The sequence below is a fragment of the Arthrobacter pascens genome (genome assembly GCF_030816475.1).
In the GTDB taxonomy this organism is placed as follows: domain Bacteria; phylum Actinomycetota; class Actinomycetes; order Actinomycetales; family Micrococcaceae; genus Arthrobacter; species Arthrobacter pascens_B.
Genome location: NZ_JAUSXF010000001.1, coordinates 2,199,417 through 2,224,498 on the forward strand (window position 1 = coordinate 2,199,417; position 25,082 = coordinate 2,224,498).

The 25,082-nt window shown below is 63.5% G+C and carries 20 protein-coding genes and 2 pseudogenes; 11 read left to right on the forward strand and 11 right to left on the reverse strand.

Going from position 1 to position 25,082, the window contains the following annotated elements:
- Positions 1 to 117 precede the first annotated feature (117 nt).
- Positions 118 to 1,062, reverse strand: a pseudogene (locus tag QFZ40_RS10120) (helix-turn-helix domain-containing protein); the annotation flags it as partial.
- A 34-nt stretch (positions 1,063 to 1,096) separates the two neighbouring features.
- On the opposite strand from QFZ40_RS10120, the gene QFZ40_RS10125 reads away from it, so the two are divergent.
- From QFZ40_RS10125 to QFZ40_RS10135, 3 genes are read left to right on the forward strand one after another with little or no spacing between them, the layout of a single operon-like run.
- Complete coding sequence (locus QFZ40_RS10125) at positions 1,097 to 1,903, forward strand: MBL fold metallo-hydrolase (RefSeq protein ID WP_306904206.1); 807 nt, start codon at positions 1,097 to 1,099, stop codon at positions 1,901 to 1,903.
- Entirely contained in the window at positions 1,894 to 2,310 is a 417-nt protein-coding gene (locus QFZ40_RS10130; RefSeq protein WP_306904207.1) for a nuclear transport factor 2 family protein, read from the forward strand. The genes QFZ40_RS10125 and QFZ40_RS10130 overlap by 10 nt, the downstream gene beginning before the upstream one ends.
- 51 nt (positions 2,311 to 2,361) lie before the next feature.
- The gene (locus QFZ40_RS10135; protein ID WP_306904208.1) at positions 2,362 to 2,958 is read left to right on the forward strand and encodes a dihydrofolate reductase family protein; all 597 of its coding nucleotides are present in this window, start codon (positions 2,362 to 2,364) and stop codon (positions 2,956 to 2,958) included.
- 45 nt (positions 2,959 to 3,003) lie between these two features.
- Here QFZ40_RS10135 and QFZ40_RS10140 read toward each other — a convergent pair whose 3' ends face one another.
- Both QFZ40_RS10140 and QFZ40_RS10145 read right to left on the reverse strand, forming a co-directional pair.
- A complete protein-coding gene (locus QFZ40_RS10140; RefSeq protein ID WP_306904209.1) occupies positions 3,004 to 3,639 on the reverse strand; it encodes a dihydrofolate reductase family protein in 636 nt (211 codons plus the stop codon).
- A gap of 105 nt (positions 3,640 to 3,744) precedes the next feature.
- Positions 3,745 to 3,987 (reverse strand): CGNR zinc finger domain-containing protein, encoded by a 243-nt coding sequence (locus QFZ40_RS10145; RefSeq protein WP_306904210.1) that lies wholly within the window; start codon positions 3,985 to 3,987, stop codon positions 3,745 to 3,747.
- A 58-nt stretch (positions 3,988 to 4,045) separates the two neighbouring features.
- On the opposite strand from QFZ40_RS10145, the gene QFZ40_RS10150 reads away from it, so the two are divergent.
- The 7 genes and pseudogenes from QFZ40_RS10150 (at position 4,046) to QFZ40_RS10180 (ending at position 13,777) form a co-directional block, all read left to right on the forward strand.
- A complete protein-coding gene (locus QFZ40_RS10150; RefSeq protein WP_306904211.1) occupies positions 4,046 to 4,339 on the forward strand; it encodes a hypothetical protein in 294 nt (97 codons plus the stop codon).
- Between the two features lie 74 nt (positions 4,340 to 4,413).
- Positions 4,414 to 5,922 (forward strand): annotated as a pseudogene (locus QFZ40_RS10155) (DUF222 domain-containing protein).
- Between the two features lie 240 nt (positions 5,923 to 6,162).
- Positions 6,163 to 6,810 (forward strand): GntR family transcriptional regulator, encoded by a 648-nt coding sequence (locus QFZ40_RS10160; RefSeq protein ID WP_306904213.1) that lies wholly within the window; start codon positions 6,163 to 6,165, stop codon positions 6,808 to 6,810.
- Positions 6,811 to 6,894: 84 nt separating this feature from the next.
- Positions 6,895 to 9,786 carry an FAD-binding and (Fe-S)-binding domain-containing protein gene (locus QFZ40_RS10165; RefSeq protein WP_306906891.1) on the forward strand — a complete coding sequence of 964 codons (2,892 nt, stop codon included), beginning with the start codon at positions 6,895 to 6,897 and terminating at the stop codon, positions 9,784 to 9,786.
- Positions 9,787 to 9,954: 168 nt separating this feature from the next.
- A complete protein-coding gene (locus tag QFZ40_RS10170) occupies positions 9,955 to 10,851 on the forward strand; it encodes a LysR family transcriptional regulator (protein WP_306904214.1) in 897 nt (298 codons plus the stop codon).
- Positions 10,852 to 10,994: 143 nt separating this feature from the next.
- Positions 10,995 to 12,296: an aminotransferase family protein gene (locus tag QFZ40_RS10175; protein WP_306904215.1), complete on the forward strand. Its 1,302-nt coding sequence runs from the start codon at positions 10,995 to 10,997 to the stop codon at positions 12,294 to 12,296.
- Entirely contained in the window at positions 12,293 to 13,777 is a 1,485-nt protein-coding gene (locus tag QFZ40_RS10180; RefSeq protein WP_306904216.1) for an NAD-dependent succinate-semialdehyde dehydrogenase, read from the forward strand. The genes QFZ40_RS10175 and QFZ40_RS10180 overlap by 4 nt, the downstream gene beginning before the upstream one ends.
- A gap of 326 nt (positions 13,778 to 14,103) precedes the next feature.
- Here QFZ40_RS10180 and QFZ40_RS10185 read toward each other — a convergent pair whose 3' ends face one another.
- The 6 genes from QFZ40_RS10185 to QFZ40_RS10210 all read right to left on the reverse strand — a co-directional run bounded on the left by QFZ40_RS10185 (position 14,104) and on the right by QFZ40_RS10210 (position 22,834).
- The gene (locus QFZ40_RS10185; protein WP_306904217.1) at positions 14,104 to 15,573 is read right to left on the reverse strand and encodes an amino acid permease; all 1,470 of its coding nucleotides are present in this window, start codon (positions 15,571 to 15,573) and stop codon (positions 14,104 to 14,106) included.
- 184 nt (positions 15,574 to 15,757) lie between these two features.
- Positions 15,758 to 17,224, reverse strand: coding sequence for an ABC transporter ATP-binding protein (locus QFZ40_RS10190; protein WP_306904219.1), 1,467 nt, complete (start codon positions 17,222 to 17,224; stop codon positions 15,758 to 15,760).
- Positions 17,221 to 18,078: an ABC transporter permease gene (locus QFZ40_RS10195; protein WP_306904220.1), complete on the reverse strand. Its 858-nt coding sequence runs from the start codon at positions 18,076 to 18,078 to the stop codon at positions 17,221 to 17,223. The genes QFZ40_RS10190 and QFZ40_RS10195 overlap by 4 nt, the downstream gene beginning before the upstream one ends.
- A complete protein-coding gene (locus QFZ40_RS10200; RefSeq protein ID WP_306904221.1) occupies positions 18,075 to 19,100 on the reverse strand; it encodes an ABC transporter permease in 1,026 nt (341 codons plus the stop codon). Before QFZ40_RS10200 ends, QFZ40_RS10195 begins: the two co-directional genes overlap by 4 nt.
- Positions 19,101 to 19,110: 10 nt before the next feature.
- Positions 19,111 to 20,661 (reverse strand): ABC transporter substrate-binding protein, encoded by a 1,551-nt coding sequence (locus QFZ40_RS10205; RefSeq protein ID WP_306904222.1) that lies wholly within the window; start codon positions 20,659 to 20,661, stop codon positions 19,111 to 19,113.
- A gap of 754 nt (positions 20,662 to 21,415) precedes the next feature.
- The gene (locus tag QFZ40_RS10210; RefSeq protein WP_306904223.1) at positions 21,416 to 22,834 is read right to left on the reverse strand and encodes an MFS transporter; all 1,419 of its coding nucleotides are present in this window, start codon (positions 22,832 to 22,834) and stop codon (positions 21,416 to 21,418) included.
- 182 nt (positions 22,835 to 23,016) lie between these two features.
- Here QFZ40_RS10210 and QFZ40_RS10215 point away from each other — a divergent pair, with 182 nt between their 5' ends.
- A complete protein-coding gene (locus QFZ40_RS10215; protein ID WP_306904224.1) occupies positions 23,017 to 24,390 on the forward strand; it encodes an MFS transporter in 1,374 nt (457 codons plus the stop codon).
- Positions 24,391 to 24,409: 19 nt separating this feature from the next.
- Here the strand turns inward: QFZ40_RS10215 and QFZ40_RS10220 are convergent, their stop codons facing one another.
- Positions 24,410 to 24,712 carry a hypothetical protein gene (locus QFZ40_RS10220; protein ID WP_306904225.1) on the reverse strand — a complete coding sequence of 101 codons (303 nt, stop codon included), beginning with the start codon at positions 24,710 to 24,712 and terminating at the stop codon, positions 24,410 to 24,412.
- Between the two features lie 91 nt (positions 24,713 to 24,803).
- Positions 24,804 to 25,055 carry a hypothetical protein gene (locus QFZ40_RS10225; RefSeq protein ID WP_306904226.1) on the reverse strand — a complete coding sequence of 84 codons (252 nt, stop codon included), beginning with the start codon at positions 25,053 to 25,055 and terminating at the stop codon, positions 24,804 to 24,806.
- Between the last annotated feature and the right edge of the window lie 27 nt (positions 25,056 to 25,082).

Genomic DNA, 25,082 nt, shown 5'->3' on the forward strand with positions numbered 1-25,082 from the left:
GTGGGCGAATGGGCAGCCTCGAACGGCATCGCGACGACCCATGAAACGTAGGTCATGGCCCTGCCGCGGGTTGCCCTCCTTGGGCTGCGTTGCGGAAGGCTCTGCGTTGCGGAAGGCTGCCGGTGCCATTCCCACGCGCTGGCGGAAATACTTCGAAAAGTTGGAGGGGTCGTCAAAGCCCATTTCGTCAGCGACGGCGGCGACGGAGGACCCGCCATGCGCTAAGGCCCTTTTGGCTTCGAGAACTATCCGTTCATCAATGAGCTGCTTGGCGCTGAGCCCAGTATTCGCGCGGCTCAGCCGGTTGAGTGTCCGGGCCGAATAGCCAAGCCGGGCAGCGTAATCCTCGACCGTCCGGCGGGTCCGGAAATTCACGTCGATGTCCTCCCTGAACCAATTGAACGCCTCGTGCGCCTGTGCACGGTGCTGAACCTTGTTATCTAGGGAGGACGAGGCCAGGAGCAGGAGCGAGACTGAAATGGCGTGGGCCAGGGCCAGCCTGCGCAGGGCATTTCCCTGTTTCTCGCTTCCTTGTCCCGCATTTCCCTGGCTTCCGTCAGCAAGGGAGAAGGCCTGAGCCAGCGCTCCCCCCGTTTCCGCCGATTCAGGGAGGGCCGCTGCCGGGAAGTGATTGGGTGGCATTGTCATAGAGGCTGCGATTTGCTGATGGATTCTCGTTTCAAGGGCCGCGGGGGTGAACAGGAGCACGGGACCCTCAATGTCTGTAATGGCACCCCACTGCTGGACCTGGCCTGCCCGCACCCATACGGCGTCACCCGGAATAAGCAGATACTCCCGAAAGTCCACAGTATGTGTGGTGGAGCCCGAGTCGATCCGGAACAGCATGTCGAAGTCCAGCCGCTGCGGTGAAACAAACTCCTTCAGCCCCGCGCGTCTGCGCATCAGGCCCAGTGACATCAGTTCGATCTCTCCGGAAGCCGCCGACGACGGCGTGTAGCGGACCGGCCGTATCTTCGCATGTCCCATATCTACCATTGTCCGACCCGTCCGGACCGTGAGAACCAAGCGGCAGGTCCGTAAGGTCAATACAACCAAGTCCATTTTGTACTCGGCCCCCGAACGAAGGTACACCCCTATGACCCCGTTGAGCTACACCATCATCGACGCGCCGGACTCCTCCCTGAACAAGACCAGCATCCTGGTCACCGGTGAATCTGAAGCGCTGGTTGTTGACGCCGGATTCACCCGCGCAGACGGCCACCGTATCGTCGCCGAAATACTCGATTCCGGAAAATTGTTGCGGAACGTGCTGATCACCGCAGGCGATCCTGACTTCTACTTTGGAGCCGAAGTGATTGCGGACGCTTTCCCCGAGGCGCGTTTCCTTGCCCCCGATGACGTCATCGAACACATCAAGGACACCTACGCGAAAAAGCTGGTGGCCTGGGCCCACCTTGGCGCCAACCTGCCGTCACGCCTTGTCGACATTGCGCCCCTGACTGAAACACAGCTGACCGTTGACGGCGTCGTCCTCGAAGTACGCCAGGCAAGCCGGGACCTCGGTGACCGCGCCTGGTTCGTCTTTGAGCCGGTGGAGAGGGTCCTCGTCGGCGGCGTTCTCCTCTTCGAAGGCCTGCACGTCTGGACCGCCGATTCACCGGCTCCGGAACAGCGCGAGGAATGGATCCGGGTGCTGGACGGCTTCGAGGCCCTCCGGCCCTCGTTCGTCGCCGCCGGGCACCGCATCACCGGCGCACCCACCGATCTCACGGCCATCAGCCATACCCGCGACTACTTGCGCTTCTTTGAGAAAGCCGTAACGGATGCCCCCGACGCAGCCGCAGCAGAAGCTGCACTGAAGGCCGCCTACCCGGACGCCGGCCTCGGCATTGCAGCCCAGCTGGGCACCAAGGTCGCCAAGGGAGAAATGACATGGGGCTGAACCACGCCGACGAGAACGCCCCCGTTGCGGTCGTGCGACGCCAGTACCTCGCCTCCGCGGCGGGAGACCTCGAAGCCCTGCGCGCCACCATGGCCCCGGACGTGGAATGGACCGAAATGGCCGGCTTCCCGCTCGCCGGAACTTACCGGACCCCGGCAGGGGTCACGGGCAACGTGATGGAAAAACTCGCCCAGGACTGGGAGGGCTGGGCCGCGCACGACGACACGTACGTCGTCGACGGCGAAAACGTCGTAGTGCTGGCCCGTTACACCGCCACCCACCGGCAGAGCGGAAAACCCCTGAACGCCCGCGTGGCACACCACTTCACCGTGCGCGGCGGACTCATTGTCCGGTTCGAACAGTTCGTGGATACGGCACTGGTCAGGGACGCGGCAACGGCCGGATAATAATCCAAGGTCCAAGCCACGAACGGCACCCTGCCACCGCAGAAGGAACCGATGAACAGCGTCACGTGCGATCTCACCATTTCCCTCGACGGATACCTTGCCGGCCCTAATCAGAGCCCGGCGAACCCGTTGGGCGAAGGCGGTGAGGACCTGCACCGGTGGATGTTCGAAGAACCCGAGGCCCATACCGCAGCTATTGAGGGCATTCTCTCCTCGCGCTCCTTCATCATGGGCCGGAACATGTTCGCGGGCCCCGGGGAAGGGATCTGGGGTGAGGACTGGCGCGGCTGGTGGGGTGAGAATCCGCCGTACCACGCTCCCGTGTTTGTCCTCACCCACCACCCACACCCTCCGCTGCAGATGCAGGGCGGCACAACGTTCTATTTCGTGACCGACGGGATCGAGTCGGCGCTTGATCAGGCGCGGGAGGCCGCAGCCGGCGGTGGCATAGCCATAGCCGGGGGCGCTGAGACTGTACGGCAGTACCTTTCTGCCGGACTGATCGATGAGTTGCGGCTCCACCTTGCGCCGATCCTCCTCGGCGCGGGCGAGCGGCTGTTGGACGGGGTTGAAAACTTTAGTTTTGAACCTACGGAAGTGAGCGGTACCGGTTTGGTGACGCACGTTCGGTATCGGAGGATCCGCTAGGCACCTGATGAAGGGGCATGCCCTGAGGATGCTCCACGGGCTGGCTCAGGCCGCACCGCTTCCCGGCGGACCGCTGAGCACGGTGGGCACGTACTCAAGGAGCTGGAGCCGGCCGTCGAAGGTCCTGCTGTCCACCATCTTGAGCGCGACATCCGGATAGCCGTCGTAGATCCGCTCCCGCCCGGTGCGGCCCGTGATGACCGGGAAGACGACCAGGCGGAACCTGTCCACAAGGCCGGCGGCCAGCAGTGACCGGCAGAGGCTGAGGCTGCCGAGGGTGCTCAAGCGCCCGGTCCGGGTCTTTTTCATCTCCGCGACTGCCTCCACAACGTCCCGGGTCACCAGTTCGGAGTTCGGCCACGTCAGGGGTGCCTCCAGCGTGGAGGAGAAGACGACCTTGGGAACGGCGGCCAGGCCGGTCAGGCTGGCCCCCTCATTCTCGGAGAATCCCGAGTCCCCGGCCGCTGCTTCCTCTGACATTCCGGACATTAGCCGATAGGTGTTCGCCCCCAGGAGGAAGGTGTAGTCCTTCGCCCCCTCCTCCTGGAGCCAAGCCAGATACTCCGGCCCCTCCAGACCCCACCAGCCGGGCCATCCTTCGGCCGAGGCATAGCCGTCCAGGGAAATGATCAGGTCGACCATCAGGTCCGCCGACGAAGCCTCTGCATGTGTCCCGCCCATAGCCGTCTCCTTGATCTGACAGACGTCAGTCCCCGCGCCTTGGCCCAAGGACAGCCGTCCCCGGGCCTGACCGGCACCACACCGTCCGCGTACGTGCCGGCAATGCTATCGCTGGAACGATCGGGCCTTCAAGGGTTCACGTTGACCCTTTGCAACTTCGCCCCCGCGCGTCTGGGAGCCGGTTCTTTGCAGCTGCCGGTGACGGGCGACGGCGTCCGTGTTTCCGCACCGCGCGCTGCAGTATCGCTGCCGGCCGGCCTTTGAGTTGTCAACGAACGCGTTAAGGCAGCCTGTCCGGGCGCAGCTGCCGATCCGTTCGCCGCCGCTCCACGCGACCGTGCTCTGCACGATCTCCTTTGCCCGCTATGGCAGCAAACCGCTGTCCGTCAAAGGAACCTTTCGCAGCGTGGGTACTAACCGGTTGATCCTTGCCTGCGCCGCCGGGATCCTGCTCAACCTCACCGGCATGGAACTCCCGGCGGGGACCGCAGGCTTTGTCCGCGCGCTCGGCACCGCTTCACTGCCCCTGGGCACGCTCTGCGTCGGCGCAGCCCTGCCAACGGCGTCCTCCGCCTATGTCATGGCCCCGGCCCTCGGCGGCGACTCCTCCCTGATGGCATCAACCATTGCCATGCAGACCATCGCCGGCGTGCTGCACCTGCCCGGCCTGCTGTTCCTCATAACATCCTTCGCCGGGTAGGGGCAGGATAAACACCACGGCCTTCTACCTAATATCCACCGAAGAATGTCCGACCCCCTTGTCATGATGGGTCTATGGGGAAAGTGGGGGTTACCAAGGCCTTTGAGGTCATCAAGTCTGCCCTTGCTGTCCTCAATGCCGAGGTGGATGGGTCCGACTCTGAGCCCTGGTGGGACGGAGACCCTTTGGCCGGCCTGGCTGATGGGTGTCTGGACATTCTCGCCGGGGTCCATGGGGTGGAGGCCGGGTTCGCGGGCTTGAAGGCCCGGGCTGCCATGAAGTACTCGGACACTGTCCAGGCGCTGGCGCCGCCGGATGCATCGGTGCAATCCCAGGAGATGGCGGTCACCGCGGAAATCGGCAGCCTTTTGTGCCTTAGTGACCGGGCTGCCGGTTCGTTGCTGGCCGCATCCCACGCCCTGGCCACCACATTGCCGCTGACATTATCGGCCCTGCAGTCAGGAACGATCTCCTGGCAACATGCCCTGGTCATGGTGGACGAAACAGCAAGCCTCGACCCTGCCGGGGCCGCAGCACTTGAGGCGCATTTCCTGGATCCTAAGGCACCGACGCCACCCGCCGCCGGGGTCGGGGACATGCCGGCGTACCGGTTCAAAGCCAAAGCCCGCACCTGGCGGGAACGCCACCACGCCGAGTCCTTTGAAAAGCGCCACGCCAAGGGTATGGCGGACCGGCGGGTCGAATACCGGCCGGACCAGGACGGGATGGCCTGGCTCTCGGCCTACTTACCGGCAGACCAGGCACTGTCGGGATGGAACCGGCTAACCGCGCTCTCCAGAGGCATGCAAGGCCCTAACGAGGGACGCAGCCTCACCCAGCTGAGGGCCGACACATTCTAGCAATCGCTTCTCAGCGCCGGGGCCAGAGCCGGAAACAGTCCCGGCAACAGAGACGGCAACAGAGACGGCAACAGGGCCGGGGCAGGTACAGGAGCAGATGCCGGTCCATCGACCCTCATCCATGCCCAGGTACTGATCACCGTGCCTGTGTTCTCGCTCATGGGCCTGACCGATGAACCGGCAATGCTCGACGGGTATGGTCCCATCCCGCCGTCAATGGCCAGGGATCTCGTCGCCAACGGGGCCGGCGCGTTCTACAGAGTGCTCGTGGATCCCCGGGACGGGGCCCCGCTCGAAATCGGCCGGACAAGTTACAGACTGACCAAGCCGATGAGGAACTGGCTGCGGATGCGCGACGGTAAATGCCCCTTCCCCGGCTGCAGCAACCACTCCCTCGACAACGAAGCCGACCATATTCTCGCCTGGCATCAAGGCGGGACCACCGGAATCAGTAACCTTGGACAACCCTGCCGCAAACACCACAAGCTTCGCCACACCACCGGCTGGAACCCCACGCCCGCAGCCCAAGGCGAACCACCCGGATGGACCTCACCCTCCGGCCGGCACTACAAGAGCGAACACCAGGACTGGGAACCACCACACTGGCCAGACCAGCCGTGGTCCTTGCCTGGCAGTTCGTCCTCCGACCTCCCGGACCTTGCTTACATCGGACCCTCCCTGTCAGAAGAAGGACTGGACCAGGTCCTGCACGGCCAGAGCTAACCACCGGATGCACCTGCCACTACACCTGCCACGGCGGGAGGTTTCAACAGGCCCAACCCGCAGGCTTTTTTGTTTCCACAGGGTTCCAAGCCTCTTCGGCCTCCGGTCCGCTGAGCGTGGAACGCACTGAATCAACGAGGGGTATAGGAGTGCCGCCCGCGCAGAGAGCGGCAAGACCGGTCGTTACCCTGCGTTTCGCCAAGTCTTGGTTAATCTGTATAGCTGTTATACAGTTTTGGGATGATAGACGACGTGATGACTGTTGCGGACGTTGTCCGGTCCCGGCTTGAACGCAGTCTCCTGGCCGGTGACTATTCGGCGGGAGCACAGATTAAGGACAGCGTCATAGCGCAGAAACTGGGCGTGGCGAGGCCCACTGCCCGCGTTGCGGTCCAGAGCCTCATCGCTGACGGGTTCCTGGAACGTGAAACCGGGCGAAGCGCGAGGGTGCGCCGATTTTCCGCCCAGGACGTCGCCGACATTTTTCACGTGCGCCGGCTCATCGAATTCGAGGCGGTCCGCTCCGTCTGTCAAGGCGCAGATACGGAGCCGGTCCGCGAATCCCTGGCCCGGTTCTCAGAGGTCAGGGATGAGCAGGATTGGGAAACTGCGGCACAGGCTGACATGGCCTTTCACTCGGCAGTCGTCGCAGCTGCAGGCTCGCCACGGCTAAGCAGGCTCTTTCAGACGATTTCCACAGAGATCCGCCTCCTGATGGCGCTCCTTCACCCCCGGTATCTCCAAGTCTCCACATTGCACCATGAACACACCGAGCTCCTGGATGCGCTTGTCGCCGGCATCCCGGAAAAGGCTTTGCAGCGTTGGGCGGCTCATTTGAACGACGCGGAAGCGTTCCTGACCAGCCAGATCCAGGAAGAAGCCTCCTAGGAGCCCTGAGTCGGCACAGCCAGAACAGCTGCCTCAATCATTCATCAAAACGGTTCCATGAAACCCCAAGTCGAAAGCGCCACCATGCACTCAAAGTTCACCGCCACGGAACCTGCACCGGTCCTGACAAGGCTTCAGGCCGCGGGTGTTCCCGTGGAGGCCTCGGGTCATCGGCTGGCCGCATACTCCTACGACGCATCCAATTACCGGATCCCGCCCTTGGGCGTTGTGTTTCCGCGCAGCGTGGACGACGTCGTTACTGTGATGGCAGTGTGCAGGGAAACAGATACTGCCCTGATATCCCGGGGCGGAGGGACATCCATGGCCGGTAACGCCATCGGGCCGGGAATCGTGCTGGACTTCTCGCGTCACATGAACCGGATCATCGGCATCGATGAGTCAACAGGAACGGCTGACGTCGAGGCCGGCGTCGTTCTGGCAACCCTCACCCGGGAAAGCGAGAAGGCCACCGGCGGGAGTCTCACTTTCGCTCCCGACCCGTCGTCCAAGAACCGTGCCACCATCGGTGGTGCGATCGGCAACGACGCATGCGGCAACCACTCAGTCCGCTATGGACGCACCTCCGATCACGTCCACGAGATAGACGTCGTCACCTCCGACGGAGCCCTCCTGACAGCATCGGACAAGGGTGTCCATGCCACTGATCCGACCGACGCTTACTCGGTATCACGCGCGTTCCAGTTGGGCGAAGACCTCAAAAAGCTCGCCCAGGACAACCTGGCTGCCTTCCGTGTTGAACTTGGCCGCATCCAGCGGCAGGTTTCCGGCTACCACCTTGCCAATCTGCTGCCGGAAAATGGCCTGAACATTGCCAGGGCACTGGTCGGCACCGAAGGAACCTGCGCCGTCGTCGTCCGCGCCCGGATGAAACTCGTCCCCAAGCCATCCAGCGCACTGCTGGTCTGCCTCGGCTATGCCGACGTCGTCGATGCCGCGAAGGACATCGAGACCATCCTTGACTTCTCGCCGGCAGCTGTCGAAGGCATCGATGAGGCCATCGTGGATACCATGCGGCTGCGCCGTGGCGAGGACTCCGTGCTGGGGCTTCCCCGCGGCAACGCGTTCTTGTATGTAGACCTCGACGGCGACGACCCGGACAAAGTGGCCCGCCAGGCCTCCCTGCTGCTGGAACGGCTCGCTGCGAACGGCCGGCTGGTCGACGGGTGCGCGGTTCCGGACACCGCTGAACGCGCTACCTTGTGGCGGGTGAGGGAAGACGGCGCAGGCCTGTCATCCAGGCCCGCCAGCGGCGGAGAATCCCACGCCGGCTGGGAGGACTCCGCGGTCGCACCGCAGAACCTGGCAGCCTACCTGGCCGACTTCCGCAGGCTCCTGGACGATTATGAGCTGACAGGAATCATGTACGGGCACTTTGGGGCCGGATGCATGCACATCCGCATCACCTACGACCTGCGCACCGTCAAAGGACGCAGCGTGTTCCGAAAGTTCACCCAGGCTGCTGCCCAGCTTGTTGTCCACCACGGAGGCTCGTTGTCCGGCGAACACGGCGACGGACGGGCCCGCTCTGCGCTGCTTTCGCACATGTACTCCCCCGGCATGCTTGCCGCGTTCGAGGAATACCGCAGGCTCTGGGATGAGGCAGGGATCCTGAACCCGGGGTCGATCACCGATGCGGATCCCTTTGACGCCAACCTGGCGCTCGAGGGAATCCCCGACCGTGAGTGGAGAACACACTTTGAGCTCCGGCCCGTCGAGGCTGCCGCGGCAGGAGCAGATCCCTGGGTGCATGCCGTCCAGGCCTGCATCGGAGTCGGCAGGTGCCGTTCGGACTCCGGCGGGGTGATGTGCCCCAGCTACCGGGCCACAGGGGACGAGAAAGACTCCACGCGTGGACGGTCCAGGGCGCTCCAGGACATGGTGCGCGGTGCCCGGAGCATCGACGAAGGCTGGAAGTCCGAAGACGTTCGCGAGGCACTGGACCTGTGCCTGTCCTGCAAAGCCTGCTCCAACGACTGCCCCGCCGGCGTGGACATGGCCAGCTACAAATCGGAGTTCTTCTCGCACTACTACGAGGGAAAGCTCCGGCCGATGTCGCACTTCTCCCTTGGCTGGCTGCCACGTTGGCTCAAACTCACCACACTGATCAGCCCGTTGGTGAACATGGTGCTGGCCAGCCCGCTCGGGAACGTCGTGGCGGCTGCCGGCGGCCTCACCACCAAGAGGAAGATGCCGAAGTTCGCTTCCCGCAAGATGCTTCGCGACGCCCTCGCCCCGTACAGCGCCCCCTCCAAGACAGCCGACGCCGTGCTGTTCGTTGACTCGTTCACCAAGGGTTTCAGGCCCGAAGTGGCCGGGGCAGCAGCCCGGGTCATGGAAAGCACAGGAAGGCAGGTCGGCTGCGAATCCGACGCCTGCTGCGGGCTGACCTGGATCTCCACGGGTCAACTCGACACCGCGAAAAAGCTCATGGGCAAGGCCGTAGCCAAGCTCGATGACGGCACCGATGCACCGATCGCCGTCATCGAACCAAGCTGCGCCGCCGCATTGAAGAAGGACGCGCCGGAACTGCTGGGCACCGAGGCAGCGGAACGCGTATCCCACAGGATCCGCAGCTTCGCCGAAGCGGTGAAGGAATGGGTCGACGCAGGCTGGACGCCACCGGCTGTACCTGCCGATGTGACCGTGCAGACCCACTGCCACGAATACTCCACCTTCGGGGCCACAGTCCAGCGCAAGGCACTGGCCGCCCTCGGCGTCGCCAATGTCACCGAGGCAACCGGCTGCTGCGGGGTCGCCGGGAACTTCGGCTTCGAAGCCAACCACTACGACATCTCCATGAAGGTGGCGGAACAGGCGCTGGCTCCGGCCCTCGCCCGTACCGCCCGGGACACCCCGGTCCTCGCGGACGGCTTCAGCTGTGCGATGCAGGTCAGGCAATTGGAACCGGAGCGCAAGAGCCTTCACCTCGCCGAACTCCTTGACCCCGGAAACTGACCTCACAAGGAGGGGAACAACATCGCTGCTGTTGACGGCGGAATACGATAGTCAACGTCGGGTCGATTTCGAACAGCTGATGGATGGCTCTGGGATATGTCCGTGCCGGGCCCCTGGGCATGCACACCCTCAGTGCAATCGACAGCTGATAGCCAGGAAGCAGGCATCATGCTAGATGTCCACCGCCTCACCCTGCTGAGGGAAGTCAAGTTGCACGGCAGCATGAGCGCCGCAGCACGGGAACTCGCCTACAGCCATTCCGCCATATCGCAGCAGCTGGGGGTTCTGGAAAAGGAAACCGGTGTGATCCTGCTGGAGAAAGCCGGCCGCAACGTCAAGCTGACTCCGGCCGGCGAGGAACTGGTGCGGAATACAGAAGCGATCCTGGCCGCCATCGAGCGTGCGGAATCTGACCTGGCAACCTCCCACCAGAGGGTACAGGGCGTCGTCACCGTCGCTGCCTTCGCAAGCATCAGCCGCAGCGTTCTGCCGGCGGCAGTGGCTGAACTGGCTCGAAACTATCCGGGTCTGGACGTTCGCCTCCGTCGTGAGGAACCGGAAACCGCTGTCATGCAGCTCATGTCGAGACAGGTTGATGCCGTGGTAACTGATGCATTTCCCGGCACCCAGGGCGCTCCCCATGGCGGTGTCCATACCACCGTGATCGGCCAGGATCCCATTCGGGGTTATCTCCCTCATGGCGTGGCCTTTGAGGACTTCGATCAGCTCCGCAACGCGCGCTGGGTCCTGGAACCCGTTAGCGCAGCGTCCTCACAGTGGGCCTTACGGGTATGCCGGGAGCTGGGGTTTGAGCCCGTCGTGGCCCACACCTCCTCTGACCTGCTCTTTCACCTCAGGATGGTCGAACAGGGCCTGGCGGCAGCATTTCTGCCGGACATGGTGGTGCGGGAGGCGGACAGTGACGTGGTGCCGAGTCCTTGGCTTCCCTCTGACCAGCATCGGGCCATCCAGTATCTGGTGAGGTCAGGGTCAGAGGACAGTGTGGCCCTGGTGGCCGTGCGGGAAGCAATTGAACAAGCGTTCCGGCTCAACTCTGATCTGTAAGAAATACTTACATGTGAGTGTCATAAACATTCGCTTTTATTTACCGGAAGTCAAGGTTAGGTTTATTCTTGCGCCGGAATCCCTTGCAATCACGCGGTTGTTCCTGCCAATCCATGACTGCCACTGGAAGGGAGCGGCTTCACATGTCCCTCAATCACATTCCGTCTCCGGGCGACCCCGGCTCAAGACTGCTGGACGGGCCCGCCCTTTGGCCTGCCCAGGCGCACACACCGACAGTGCTCGGCCGCCAGCTGGTCATCGACCGGGGCGAAGGGTCCTACATCTTCACGGACGATGGCCGCCGCCTGTTTGATGGCACGGCCGGCTTGTGGCACGCCAACATCGGCCATTCGAATCCGGAGCTGGCTGAAGTCGCTTTCGATCAGATGAGGCGGCTTGAGACGTATCACATCTTCGCCCGCTTCACCAACGACAAAGCCCTTGCCCTGGGTGAGCGGCTTGCTGAAATCTCGCCGATAGACCGTTCGAAGGTGATCCTGAATTCGGGCGGTTCCGATGCCATCGAGGTCGCCTGCAAACTGGCCCGCCGCCACTGGCAGCGCGAAGGCCGCGCCAGCAAAAAAGTCATCCTCAGCCGCGAGTTCGCCTACCACGGCCTCCACGCCTACGGCACGAGCATCGCCGGCCTTGATTTCAACCGCGAGGGTTACGGCACGGATTCTCTCGTGCCGGAAACCGCCAGGGTTTCCTTCAACGACCCTGAGCAGGTAGCGGCCGTCGTCGCAGAAATCGGGCCGGAGAACATCGCAGCGATTGTCACCGAACCCGTCCAGGGAACAGGCGGCGTCAATCCCCCTGTACCTGGCTATCTTGAAGCCATCCAAAAAATCTGCCGCGAGAACGACATCCTTTTGCTCCTCGACGAAGTGATCACGGGCTTCGGACGCCTCGGGACGATGTTCGCAGCTGAGCGCTACGGCATCGAACCTGACATGGTGATCTTTGCCAAGGGAATCACGTCAGGTTACGCACCCCTCGGTGGAGTCCTCGTGAGCCCGCAGGTGTGGGAACCGTTCTACATTGACTCACCGGACACGCCGGTCTTCCGGCACGGGGCGACATATGCCGGGCACGCCACGGCCGCTGCAGTGGCCCTGCGCCACCTGGAAATCCTCGAGCGGGACCAGCTGATTCCCCGCGTCAAGGAACTCGAAACACTGTTGCGGACTGAGTTCGACAAGCTGGCCCGGCAGAACGTTGCTGTAACCGACGTACGAGTGGCCGGACTGCTCGGCGGCATCACCCTCGCCGGCCATCTGAAGGCCGAACAAGTCTGCGATGACCTGATCGAGCTTGGCTATGTCGCCCGGCCGCTGCGCGGCAACACCATTCAGGTCAGCCCACCCTTCATCATCAGCGACCAGGAACTCACGCTGTTTGTCACCGCTATTGACCAAGCCATTACCGAAAGAGAGAACCGATGACCATCACCAACGTTGCTGCCCCGCTCATCACCGCTGACGCCGCCAGCCTCCGGCACGCGGATGCAGTGATCCAGTCCATCAACCTTCCCAGCCAGGGCATCGCAGTCCAGGACCCTGCCACGGCCGAAACCATCGCCCACATCCCCGACGCCGGCGTTGAGGCAGCGCTGGAAGCTGTCGGCAAGGCGGACGCAGCAGGAGCCGACTGGGCAAAGAGCAGCCTTCGCCAGCGCGCGGATGTGCTGCACGCCTGGTACGACAACCTCGTGGCCCACACCGAAGACCTCGCACACCTGATCTCGCGCGAAATGGGCAAGCCCCTCGCAGAGGCCCGCGGCGAGGTCAAGTACGGCACCGACTTCGTGCGCTGGTACGCCGAGGAGGCCGTGCGCCCCGCAGGAAACTTCCGAGACACCCCGGACGGCGGCGCGAGCCTCCTGACCCGCCGCTCCCCCGTGGGCCTGGCAGTGCTGATCACGCCCTGGAACTTCCCGCTGGCCATGGCCACCCGCAAAATCGCACCGGCGCTGGCGGCAGGATGCCCGGTCGTCATCAAACCGGCGACCCTTACTCCCCTCACGACGTACTTTGCCGTCCAGCTCGCCATCGAAGCAGGCGTGCCGGAAGAACTGATCCAGGTCATCACCACCTCCAATTCAGGGGCGTTCAGCGAAGCCGTCCTGCTCGACCCCAGGGTCAGGAAGGTTTCCTTCACTGGATCGACGCCGGTCGGCCGCCGGCTCCTGGAGCTGGCCTCCCGGAATGTGCTTCGTAGCTCCATGGAACTCGGCGGCAACGCACCGCTCATCGTCTTCAACGACGCTGATCTGCAGCGCGCCGTGGACGGAACGTTTGCAGCGAAGCTGCGCAACGGCGGCCAGTCCTGCATCGGAGCCAACCGTATCTACGTCCAGGACGGCATCGCCGATGACTTCACCGCCGCACTCGCCGAACGCTTCGCCCAGGTGCCCGTCGGAAACGGCCTCGGACAGGGGACCGGACTCGGTGCACTGATCGATGACCGTGCAGTAGCCCAAATGCACACCTACACCAACAACGCCGTCACCCTGGGCGCAACCCTGCTGACCGGCGGCCACGGATACGACTCTGCCGGCAACTTCTTCGCCCCGACCGTCCTGGACCACGTCACCGAAGATTCCGACGTCGCCAAGTCCGAGATCTTCGGCCCCATCGCCGCGATCCAGCGCTTCACCACAGAAACCGAAGCGATCACCCGGGCCAACGCGACAGAATTCGGCCTCGCCGGCTACGTCTTCACCGAGAACCTCGATCGCGCCCTCAACGTCGCCGACAGCCTCGAAACCGGAATCGTCGGCATCAACCAGGGCGTGCCGTCCAACGCCGGCGCCCCCTTCGGAGGCATCAAGCAGTCAGGCCTCGGACGCGAAGGAAGCTCCGAAGGCCTCGAAGAATACGAAAACATTCGCTTCTACAACGTAGCGCGGCGCGCAACCGCTTAGCAGCAGCCCATCTAGCGAACCACCCCCGCTGAGACCGGCGCCCCTGTTGGCGCCGGTCTCATTGCTTTTAACACAGAGGGCTTTGATACGAGGGAAGTCCGACGCCGGCAGGCGTCCCCGTGGCCACCTCACCAGAGCACTGGCATGAAGGGCAACTAGTCCAGCACCGCCGTCGGAAGCTTTCAAAAACGGAAACAAATCGGCTTGATGCAAAAAGGAGGTTGTGGTCTGTTGATCCCAAGGGACCAACAGACCACAACCTCCTTGTAGGTGGAATTTAGCCGCCTGCTCCTGCTGAGAGGGCTAACAGCAGCCTGTGCAGGCTCCTACTGATGCGTCTCGGCCAGGGCGGAGGGCGGGAAGCCGGCCTCCTTCTCCTTCTGAAGCGCGAGCCTCTTTCGTACGATCGGCCAGAACAACAGCAGGGCGCCGGCGGCGACAAAACTCGTCCATACCTGCGTGCGTCCGCCCTCGGTCAGCATCATGATCCCTACGATGCCGATGGCACCGACGATCAGGACGATGTTGAGCCACGGGAAAAGCCACACCTTGAGTTTGAGGTTGGACCGCTCTTCGTCGGTCATTTTGATTCGCAGCCGCCACTGGGTGACCGCAATGAATACGTACACGAACAGGGCTACAAGTCCCGTTGAATTCATGATGAAGTCGTAAATGCCTGAACTCGGCGCGATGAAGTTCACCAGGGTTGCGACGAGGCCGCCAACGGTCGAGGCAATCACAGCGAGAGCCGGGACACCGCGTTTGGTCCGCTTCGCGACGGCCGCCGGCGCAAGCCCCTGCTCAGCCAGGGCTGCGAACATTCGTGATGCAGAGTACGTACCCGAGTTGAGCACTGAGATCACCGCCGTGAAGATGACGAGGCCCATGATCACCTCGGCGCCCGGCACCCCGAACCTTGAGAACACGTATGTGAACGGGGCAGTGACGGAAGGCTCGGGGAGCTGGTTCCACGGGACGATCGTCACGATGACCAGAATCGCCCCGACGTAGAAGAGCATGACGCGCCAGATCACCGTGTTCGCGGCCTGCCGGATTCCCTTGCCCGGGTTCTCTGACTCCGCGGCCGCCATGACAGCAATCTCCGTGCCAAAGTACGAGAACAGCACCAGCGCAATGCTGGAGAGCACCACGCCGAAGCCATTCGGCGCGAAACCGTCGTGCACCCAGAGATTCGATACCGAGAAGGTGGCGTTCGGCCAGAGTCCCAGCGCGAACAGCACGCCGACGGCGAGGAACACGACGATCGCGATCACCTTGACGCTTGCCAGCCAGAACTCCGTTTCCCCGAATGTTCGAAGGGAGATGAGGTTGCTGCACACGAAGATCGCGAGCAGGGCAAGAGAACCTGCCCAGGCCGGCAGCGCGGGAAACCAGCCATGAAGAATACCGCCGCCAACGACCGCTTCATAGGCGATGACACCTACCCAGAAGTACCAGTACAGCCACCCGACGACGTATGCAGCCCAGTTGCCAAGGCCCACCCGGGCATATTCCATGAAGGAACCAACCGCGGGCCGGGCGGCTGCCATCTCGCCGAGCATGCGCATTGCCAGGAAGACAAACATTCCGCCGATGGCATAGGAAAGAGTGGCAGCCGGTCCTGTGGCCCGGACAATGTTGGCCGAGCCTACGAAAAGGCTTGCGCCGATGATCCCGCCGAGAGTGATCATCGTGACATGACGGGTCCGAAGCTTCTTTCCGTGAGCCGGGCTGCGGGAGGCTGTTGCCCCTGAGGCGCCGGCGGAAACCGGACTATCGTCCTGCGTGAGACTCATGAACTGCTCCTAAAGAAAAGATCTGATCAGCAGGCGATTACCGCCGACTGGGTGAAGCAACCGTATAAGGGCAAAAAGGTAGAAAAAAGCGAAAATTCCTAACACCAGACGGTCAGCTTTCCTTACAGATCGGGCTGGACTACATCCGCGGGCGCACTCAGCCCTCGCGCCAGGCGTGCTCCACTTACAGCACAGCGGGCTGCAACTCCGGCATTCTCAACGGCGTTGCCGCTCCCAGCTGTATGCTGCGGTCGGTCACGGCGGCCGAAAGTGCGTCGTCGTGCGTCACCAGAACCAGGGCGCAGTCCAGCAGTTCCACCTGCTCCATGAGGCACCGCATCGTTTCTTCCTGGGTGATGAGGTCCAGGCGGGAAGTCGGTTCATCGGCGAAGACCAGGGCCGGCTCAAGGAGCATCGACCGGATGATGGCGATCCGCTGCAGTTCCCCGCCCGAAATCTGCCCCGGCCTGCGGTGAAGAAGTTCGGGAGCGAGCCGCAGCGAGCCCATGAGTTCCTCCAGGCAGGAACCGTCCAGTCCGTGACGGCGCACCACGTCGCCCAGTGCCTCCGCCAGCCGTACGCGCGGGGGGAACGCCAGGGCGGGATCCTGGTAGAGCTTTTGGAGCCGTCCGCCTTTGAGGACGTCCGCATGCTGCACCGTTCCGGTGTCGGGCGGGAGAAGCCGAAGCAGGACGTTCCCCAGCGTGGTCTTTCCGCTTCCGCTGGGACCCCCTAATGCGATCCGCTCCCCCGCCCTGACCTCGACGGAGAGATTGCTGAACAGCTGTTGACCGCCGAAGGATTTCGTGAGGCCCTCTCCCGAGACCAGAACAGCGCCCGTCGCTCCCTGTACAACATCCGCACGCTCTGCATTCAGGGAGCCCCTCATCCAAGGATGACTCCAGCGGGAGGGTTCGGCAGCGAGGAGCCGACGCGTATACGGATGCACCGGCTGTGCCAGCACCTGGCCGGCCGCTCCCTGCTCAACAACATGGGCATCCTTCATCACCAGGACCTCCCCGCCGAGCTCGCGGGCAAGGTCAAGATCATGGGTGATGGTCAGCAGGATGCCGCCGCCGTTGAGATGCAGTTTGAGGAGTTCAGCCAATTCGGTCCGGGCGCGCCGGTCCAGGCCTTTGGACGGCTCGTCCGCGATGAGAACGGGAGCGCCGCCGATGGTTGCGGCAGCGAACGCCACTCTTTGAGCCATGCCGCCGGAAAGCGTATGTGGAAAGGAACTGGAGGCCTGCCCCAGGCTCAGGGAGGAAAGCAGGGCATCAGCAGTGCGCCGGGCACCGCGTTTGTCTGTGCGGAACGCGGGAACGCCTTCGGCCACCTGCTCGCCGGCGCGCATGGTGGGGTCCAGGGCAAGCACGGGTTCCTGGGGAAGAAGGGCCATCGTCCGTCCCCACAACGCGCGCCGGTTCGCCTGATCACTGATGTCGTAGGAATGCCCGTCTACAGTCAGGGTTCCCCGGGCTGCGAGGTTCGGCGGGAGCGTGCCCATCATGGCGTGGGCCAGCAGAGATTTACCCGAACCACTCTCGCCGACGATCGTCACCGGCTGCCCGCGCTCGAAGACCAGCCGGGCGGTCTCGACCAGGACTTTGTCGCCGTGGGTAACGTTGAGGTTGCTGAGGCGCAGGCTCATGCTCGGGACTCCTTGCTCCGCAGGCCCAGGAGCCCGATCAGGATGGCAGTGAGAACCAGGACGGGCGCCAGCGCCATCCAGGGTGCCTCGTGGTAGTACGGGAAAGCTTCGGTGATCATCTGTCCAAGTTCCGGCGTGGGCGGTCGGACACCGATCCCCACGAAGCCCAGCGTCGAGAGGCCAAGGATTGAGGAGCCGACGCCGAAGGTCGCCATGGTGGTCAGCAGCGGCCGCAGCTCAGGGAAGAGGTGCCTGCGTACGATGTGGACGGGCCCGAGCCGGAGCAGGGCCGCGGATTCCACAGCAGGGCCCGCCAGGATCAGGCCGCTCCGGGCGCGGACCATGCGGAAATACTCCACCCACTGCGCCAGTGCCAGCCCGAGGCAGAGAGTCCAGATGTCGCCTTTGGCGATGGCCGAGACGACGAGCACGACCAGCAGGGCCGGCAGCGCGATGAACACCTCCGATAGGCCGTGCAGCAGTGTGTCCACCCAGCCGCCGCGCCACGCGGCCGCTATGCCCGCCAGCGTTCCGAACAGCAGGGCAGCGCTGACGCAAAGCACCGCCATCAGCAGCGAGAGTTGTGCGGCGTGCGCCAGCCGCGCGATGACGCTGCGGCCCAGGTGGTCACGGCCAAGGGGCTCCCCGGGCCCTGGCGCCTCAAGGAACCTGGACAGGTCCTGAACCGCGTGATCCGGCCAGACCAGCGGTCCGGCCAGCGCGAAAACAACCAGGATGGCCAACAGGGCAGCCGAAATGAGCTGGGTTGCAGTGCCGCCGGACAGCCATTGCGGCTGTTTGGAGGCCCTGGCTGGTGCCGGGGAAAGCTGGTTCATGGCGGCGCTGTTCGTCACAGTACTGCCTCCTTATGGCGGGGCCGGGGATCCACTGCCGCTGTGGCGAGATCGACGATCGTATTCATGGCGACCACCATGAGCGCCAGCGCCAGTGCTGCGGCCTGGATCATGGGGATGTCCCGCCAGAAGATTGCATGGACCAGGGCATGTCCCAGGCCAGGCCAGGCGAAGAGGCTTTCCACGACCACAACACCTTCGATGAGAACCAGCACCTGCACTCCGACGTACGCGATCAGGGTCACGCCGGTATTCCGGCAGACATGCCGCAGGAACACGAGCCAGCCGCCCAGGCCTTTGGTGGCTGCGAAGCGGACATAGTCCGATTGCCGGATCTGTGCCACCGCGTCGCGGGTCACCCGGGCGAACAGCCCGGAAAGGCCGACGGCGAGAGTTGCCGCGGGGAGCACGATGTTGTTCGCTTCACCGTGGCCAGCGGCGGGCAGCATGCCCAGGTGGACCGAAAACAGCAGGATCAGGACCAGTCCGAGCAGGAACGGCGGCAGCGCCCGCGCGGCGGACACCCACACTGTGGTGAGCCGGTCAAGGAGGCCGCCCGGCCGGGCCGCTGCCAGGGCTCCCACCGTGGTTCCGACGCTCAAGGCAAGAACCAGTGCAGCCGCCGCCAGCTGCAGACTGCTGGAAATGTGAAGCCCGAGCTCCCCGGCCACACTTGCCCCCGTCACCAGGGAGTTGCCGAGGTCAAAGGATGCCAGGCCGGAGAGCCAGTCCACGAGCTGGATCCAGACCGACCGGTCAAGCCCCAGCTCAGCGCGGACGATGTTTGCGGACGCGGCAGTCACCTGGTCATAGCCGTAGCGGCCGGCGGCAATCCGGAAAGCGATATCGCCGGGGAGGCTTTGGACAATGGCGAAGCAAGCGGTAGAGACGAGGAGGACTACCCCGGCCGCCTGCGCGACGCGGCGGCCCAAAACCCTTGCCGCCGTGGCCACGGCGGGAGGGACAGCGGCCCTGGTTAGGGCACGGAATTCAGCGGCAGGTTTAGCCGTCGATAGTGTCATATGTCCGCTCCTACTTTTTCCAGGTCAGGTCGCTCAGACGCCATGAACGCTCCAGCGGATCCAGGACGAGTCCTTCAACCCGGGTGTTCACCACGGCGCTCTGCCGGTACCAGGCCACGGGGATGACGGGCAGCTGGGTCTGCAGGATTTCGGTAACTTTCCTCCGGGACTCTGCTGCCTGGCCTGCGTCGTTGCCGCTGGCCAGGACGTGCAAGGCGGAGGTAAGCGCAGGATCGTTCCAGCCCATGGGGCCGTAGTCCCCACCTTCGGGCGCAAAATCACCGGCCAGGGTCACCAGCGCGTCGGGTACCAGTGCATAGTTGCGGGAGAAAAGTGCCAGCTCCAGCGATCCATCCTGATGCCCGGCCGGAATCTCGCTGGAGTTACCCACCTTCACCTCCAGGGCGATCCCCAGTTCCTTCAGCTTCGCCTGGATCGCGGTGGCCAGGATGGGCAGTTCCGGGCGGTCAGGAAACGTGCGCAGGCTGACCGTGAATTTCTTGCCGCCGCGTTCCAGGATGCCGTCGCTGCCCGGGAGCCAGCCCGCGGCGGCCAGCAGGTCCTTGGCCGCCGTCTGATCATGCTCCAGGGGTGTGGCAGATGCCTGGTGCCAATCCGGCAACGATGGCGGAAAAAGCTGCGTTGCTGCCATCTCGGGGTCCCGCAACAAAGCTGTGGCCATCGATTCACGGTCCAGGGCCAGGCTTATCGCGCGACGAACCTGGACATCGCCCAGGATTTCATGACCGGCGTTGGCCTTGAGCAGGATGGTGCGGGGAAGGGTCACGTCCACAATGTCCAGGTTGCGTGACTGCTTGATCTTCTGAAGGCTGGTGGGATCCATGCCGAAAGTGACGTCGGACTGGCCACTTTCGGCCATCAATGCCCTGCTCTCGGCTCTCCCTACGGCCTGATACGTGACCTCGGAGATCGCCGGCTTCTCTCCCCGCCACCCCTCGAAGGCCGCCAGTTCGATGTCCGCAGGCTGCTGGATGTGTGCCACTTTGTAGGGTCCTGAACCCACTACTTGGGTTACTGCGTGGTCCGGGCCGTAGGAGCTTGGCGCAAGGATCTGGGTGCTGGTGTGGGCCAGCACCGCCGGAAGGGGAGCAAAGGGCTCCGTCAGGTCCACGCGGACAGAACTGCCATCGGCGGAGATCGCCTTGAGCGGAACCGTCGCCAGCGGAGTGCCGGCCTTGCCTTGTGCACTGTTAAGCACAGCAGCCGCAACATCAGCCGTGACAGCCGTGCCGTCGTGGAAAAGGGCGCCCGGACGGAGCGTGAACGTCCAGGACAATCCGTCAGCGGAGGCGGCCCAGGTCTCCGCCAGTCCCGGCTTGGGGGCGCCCCGGACGTCCGCGTCCACCAGGGTTTCAGCCACCTGCAGACGGGTGAACACGCCACCGGCCGTGGAGGGGTCCAGGCTGTGGAACTCAAACTGTCCCACCACCTTCAGGGGCTTTTTGGCTGCCGGGACATCATTGCCCGCACCGCCGCACCCCGCAATCATTAACAACGCAACAGCGGACGCGCCCGCCACCCTCCACCTGTGCCAACCCATTTTTTCTGTTTCCTTCTCTATTGCGGTGTCTTGATGACTCGACCCATCACACTAGATGCAAACCATTATCATTAGCAATTGAGACCGAAAGTGTTGCGACCGCCATGAATGGCCGGCAGAAGCAGCGGCCCAACCGTGCATCTCGTCCGCTTCGAGTGCATTTTCGGTTGACGTCTGTGGCGGCCTTCATTTTCATCCTCATTGGCCGGCTTCCGGATTCGATCAAGGCCCTTTAATATCCAGGCGCTGCAGTACCGGCGGGATGCTTGCCTATTCCTGCCCAAAAATTTCACTGGAACTGTGAAAAACCACGAGAAGTCTTGATCCGGCGGCCACATCGTTAACCCAGCAGCACACCGGCGGTACAAAGCCGCTGGCGCAGAAGGCAGCACCGGATATGCGCGAAGCAGGAAAAGCAATGGATCAAGCACCAGCCCGGGAAGTAGCCGCCGTCGTCGGCGGTCCCAGCACTGATCACCGCAGTGGGCTGAAATGAAACGGATCTCAGCGCCACGGACCGTCGGCGGGCCCTCACGCACCGGCACGGAAGTCAGAGTGCCCAGCGGCAACAGTTACCCCGCCACGGGGTGGCGCACTCCATCCGCCATTCCGCAGAAATGGAGCCCGGGCACCTGTTTTGCAGACGGAGAGCAGCTCTGGCCGGACTGCCGCGACTGAACGCCTGAAGCACTGACCCCTATACAGGGCAGTGTGACCGGACGGGTTCCGCGCTCAGCGGTGAACTTAAGCCGGCTCACCCGGAGGACGAGGAGCCGGAGTCCGCCGTCGCCTCTGCAGCCGACCGTGCATACGACGACGACACCCGGCGATAGACCGGGGTCAGGAAGGCCACCCAAGCGGCCGCGATCATGATGATGCCGGCGACCAGGAAGATCAGCGCAATGCCGCGGGAAGTGCCCTCACCGAGCAAGGGGGCCAACTGGGCGGCGCCCTCAGCCGACCGCGCGTACGGGATGATCCAGACCTGGGCAATCGGTGCGATCAGGAACGCGGTAATTGGAGCTGCCGCGGATTCGAACGCCATGGCGAATCCGAACACCCGGCCCTGCCGTTCCAGTGGCACAACCTGCTGGATGACTGTCTGCTCCGCGGCCTCCACAAAAGGAACCAGAACCAGGTAAAGCCAGATCCCCGCAATGTACAGCCACGCCCATTCGCGCAGTGTGAAGACCGCACCAAGGACGCCCATCACGATCACTACCATCAGCATGGTCCGCAGCGGGTTGGACCCTAGCCCGAACTTGCCGATCAGGGCGCCTCCCACGATGAACCCGGTCGAGCCAAGCGCGAAGAATGTCCCCCACAGCTCCACGGGGAACATCTCCAGGCCGTAGGGATCCATCAACGCCATGTAGACGCCGCCGATGAAGTTGTTGAACGAAGAAAACAGGATGAGAGCGAACAGCCCGGCAACGGCCAACACTGCGGCAAGGGAGCCGCGCAAGTCGAACCCACCGTGCGCATCCGTGGCTGCTGGGCGCGCTTCCTCCGGCATGCGCAGAGTGCACAGGTGCGCGAAGGCAAGCACCGTAAGCACCAGGGCGGCGACAATGGTCCAACCCATGCCGAGCAGCCCAACCGAGAGCCCGGACAGCACCGACGTGACGATGAACATGATTCCCTGCACCATGCCCACCAGCCCGTTGGCGTTAGCCCGCCGCTCCGGCTCGATGAGAATGGACACTGTGGTGGACAGGGCGATATTGCGCATGTTTTCCACCACCGCCCCAATGAGGATGACCAGGGTGAAGACCCAGAACCACGGCTGTCTCAGGTCCAGCAGCCAGCCTATGGGTGTCAGCAGGAACATGACGCCGGACAGAACAAACATCACCAGGGTGAAGCCGGCCGCAAACCGCATCACGGCCAGCTTGCGGTAGCGGTCCACAAAGGTTCCAAAGCTGATGCTGGACAGCGCGATCAACAGCATGTACGCACCCCCGACCACGCCTGTAGCGATCACATTCCGCGTCTCCAGGTACACCCAGAAGGTCAGGGCAAACCACAGATAGCTGGTGGTGATGTTCGCTAGGGCGGTGTTCACCAGGATTCCTGTGAAGGTGCGGGACCGCTGCTCCGGACTGCGTACGGAGGTGTCGACGTCGTCGGGAGCGGCAGCGGGCCCGCGCGAGGCGGGTTCCTGCTCGGTCATGCGTCCCAGTTTACTGACAGCGCACCGTCGGGAAAACGGGTCTTCTGTGGTAGCGGATACTCATCCCGGATTCACGACTTAACGTGCTATTGCGAATAGTTCTTGATAAGGTGGAGGACATTCCACCACCCCTGTACGTAAGGATCCGCCATGTTTTCCGCCTCTCCGCTCGGCAGCCACAGATGAGGCCGACGGCGGCGCGACAGTTGCGTCCGAGGCTCACCCGGCGACGTCCTGTCAGGCTTGAACCTGCGCCGCAGCTTCTGCTGGCCAGCCAACTCATCTTCAACATCGGCTTCTATGCGGTAGTGCCGTTCCTCGCGGTAGCCATGCGGAACGACTTCGGGCTGGGCGCGATGGCCATCGGAATCGTCCTTGGCGCGCGCACCTTCGCCCAGCAGGGAATGTTCCTTTTCGGCGGGGCACTTGCAGACCGGTGGGGAGCACGACAGTCGATGATCACGGGGTGCCTGGTACGGATTGCCGGCTTCCTGCTGCTGGCCTGGGCGACAGACTTTCCGCTATTCCTGATCGGCGCAGTCATCACGGGAATTGGCGGTGCACTTTTTTCGCCGGCCCTGCAAAGCCTCGTGGGTTCGGCCGCCCAGAACGGGAACAGTGAGAAAGACCGACCGGCGGATAGCACAGTGCACGACGAGTCCGCTCACAGCCGTTCCGAAAGGCAGCACAATGTATCCACGCTCTTTGCATTGGCTGTCGTCTGCGGCGAGGTAGGCGTGGTTGTCGGTCCGCTGTTGGGATCCCTTCTGCTCCATACCGGCTTTGACACCTCCCTGATGGCAGGGGCTGCTGTCTTTGCCGTGATGGCTCTGGTCTTTTGGCTGTTTCTCCCGAAGACCCACCCCCAGGCCACCAAAACTTCAGCCGACCTGCCCGACCATTCGCCGACGTCGGGCCTCTGGTCCTGCCTCAGGGAGAAAAGGTTCATCGGGTTCGCCGCCTTCTTCAGCATCAATCTCCTGGCGGCCAACCAGCTGTATTTCGGGCTTCCTGTGGAGCTGGAACGCAGCGGTGCGGGTGTCCAGGCCCTGGCGATAGTCTTTGCCTACGCATCAGTCCTGACCATCACGCTTCAATGGCCGATGGCCCGGCTCATGCGCAAAGCCGGACCGAAAGTTGCGCTTCCGCTGGGCTTCACATTGCAGTCCCTCGGCTTCGCGTCTCTCGCGGCCATGGCCATAGTCCCACCGCCCAGCGAGCTTCCGATCCTGCCGGCCATTTTGCTGGTGACAGGTCTTGCACTCGGCAACATGTGCGTTGTGCCCATGGCGATGGGACTGGTACTGGAGTTTGCGGCCGGGCGCCCCACTGGCGCGTACTACGGGTTGCTTGCAAGCGCGGGAGGGCTTGCCGTCGTCATGGGCAACGCGGCGCTCGCACCCCTCTACGAACTCGCCTACACGCCATCAGTCACCGCATTCGCTCCCTGGCTCCTCCTGTCCCTTCTCGGGGCGACAACGGCCACCTTCATTCGGCGTTTCATCCCCAAAGCTCCTGTCCGGGCTGCGGCTGGACGGGAATTCCAAACTGCCTGACCCGAGTTGAAGCCCTCGGCTACATTCCTGGGATTTGCTGCGCCTCGTGAACTTCGATTTCACAGCCCGGCATGTTCAGGTGCGGGTGCTGCCTGGCGAGTTCAAGGGCGTCGTCGATGCTCCCGGCCTCGAGGAGGCTGTATCCTGCAACGTCCCGCTGGCTCGGCGCGGGGGCTCCGCCGGGCGACACGCGGACGCCGTTAGCCAAAGGCGATCCGAAGTCGATCAGGCCGTCGCCAACTTTGGAACCCCATGCATTCCACTCCCCCATGGCGGCTTCCATGTCTTCCGGTGCCGGCGGCGCAGCCTCGGCAGGCGTCATCGGGGCGTGGTAGATAAAGAGAAACTTGGACGTTTTATGCCTTCTTTCATGATTGTTGTTCTGTTTACTGCGGGAGGGATGCATCGATGGGTCAGACGGTGGCGGTCCGGCCGGTGAACGCGATGAGTCGTTCGAGGCTGCCGGCTGTCTCCGCGACGGGCTTGGGAGGGGCGAAGCTGCCGCCGGAGCGGACCTGATCGGAAATCGTCGTCAGGGCCAGCCCCTCTACGTAGTCGGTGACGACGTCGGACACAGCCAGGTCCTGGCCGGTGGACTTGGCGAAGTCCCACGCATGCACCAGCAGCTCGAGATTCAGAATGCTGGCGACAGTGGTGGCCGGCACACTCCCCTGGCGCCGTGCGAGCCCGCT

Bases quoted from the DNA above. Each gene is read 5' to 3' on its own strand.
- QFZ40_RS10125 (WP_306904206.1), top strand. From the start codon at position 1,097: ATGACCCCGTTGAGCTACACCATCATCGACGCGCCGGACTCCTCCCTG.
- QFZ40_RS10130 (WP_306904207.1), top strand. From the start codon at position 1,894: ATGGGGCTGAACCACGCCGACGAGAACGCCCCCGTTGCGGTCGTGCGA.
- QFZ40_RS10135 (WP_306904208.1), top strand. From the start codon at position 2,362: ATGAACAGCGTCACGTGCGATCTCACCATTTCCCTCGACGGATACCTT.
- QFZ40_RS10140 (WP_306904209.1), bottom strand. From the start codon at position 3,639: ATGGGCGGGACACATGCAGAGGCTTCGTCGGCGGACCTGATGGTCGAC.
- QFZ40_RS10160 (WP_306904213.1), top strand. From the start codon at position 6,163: ATGATAGACGACGTGATGACTGTTGCGGACGTTGTCCGGTCCCGGCTT.
- QFZ40_RS10165 (WP_306906891.1), top strand. From the start codon at position 6,895: ATGCACTCAAAGTTCACCGCCACGGAACCTGCACCGGTCCTGACAAGG.
- QFZ40_RS10170 (WP_306904214.1), top strand. From the start codon at position 9,955: ATGCTAGATGTCCACCGCCTCACCCTGCTGAGGGAAGTCAAGTTGCAC.
- QFZ40_RS10175 (WP_306904215.1), top strand. From the start codon at position 10,995: ATGTCCCTCAATCACATTCCGTCTCCGGGCGACCCCGGCTCAAGACTG.
- QFZ40_RS10180 (WP_306904216.1), top strand. From the start codon at position 12,293: ATGACCATCACCAACGTTGCTGCCCCGCTCATCACCGCTGACGCCGCC.
- QFZ40_RS10185 (WP_306904217.1), bottom strand. From the start codon at position 15,573: ATGAGTCTCACGCAGGACGATAGTCCGGTTTCCGCCGGCGCCTCAGGG.
- QFZ40_RS10190 (WP_306904219.1), bottom strand. From the start codon at position 17,224: ATGAGCCTGCGCCTCAGCAACCTCAACGTTACCCACGGCGACAAAGTC.
- QFZ40_RS10200 (WP_306904221.1), bottom strand. From the start codon at position 19,100: ATGACACTATCGACGGCTAAACCTGCCGCTGAATTCCGTGCCCTAACC.
- QFZ40_RS10205 (WP_306904222.1), bottom strand. From the start codon at position 20,661: ATGGGTTGGCACAGGTGGAGGGTGGCGGGCGCGTCCGCTGTTGCGTTG.
- QFZ40_RS10210 (WP_306904223.1), bottom strand. From the start codon at position 22,834: ATGACCGAGCAGGAACCCGCCTCGCGCGGGCCCGCTGCCGCTCCCGAC.
- QFZ40_RS10215 (WP_306904224.1), top strand. From the start codon at position 23,017: ATGAGGCCGACGGCGGCGCGACAGTTGCGTCCGAGGCTCACCCGGCGA.
- QFZ40_RS10220 (WP_306904225.1), bottom strand. From the start codon at position 24,712: ATGACGCCTGCCGAGGCTGCGCCGCCGGCACCGGAAGACATGGAAGCC.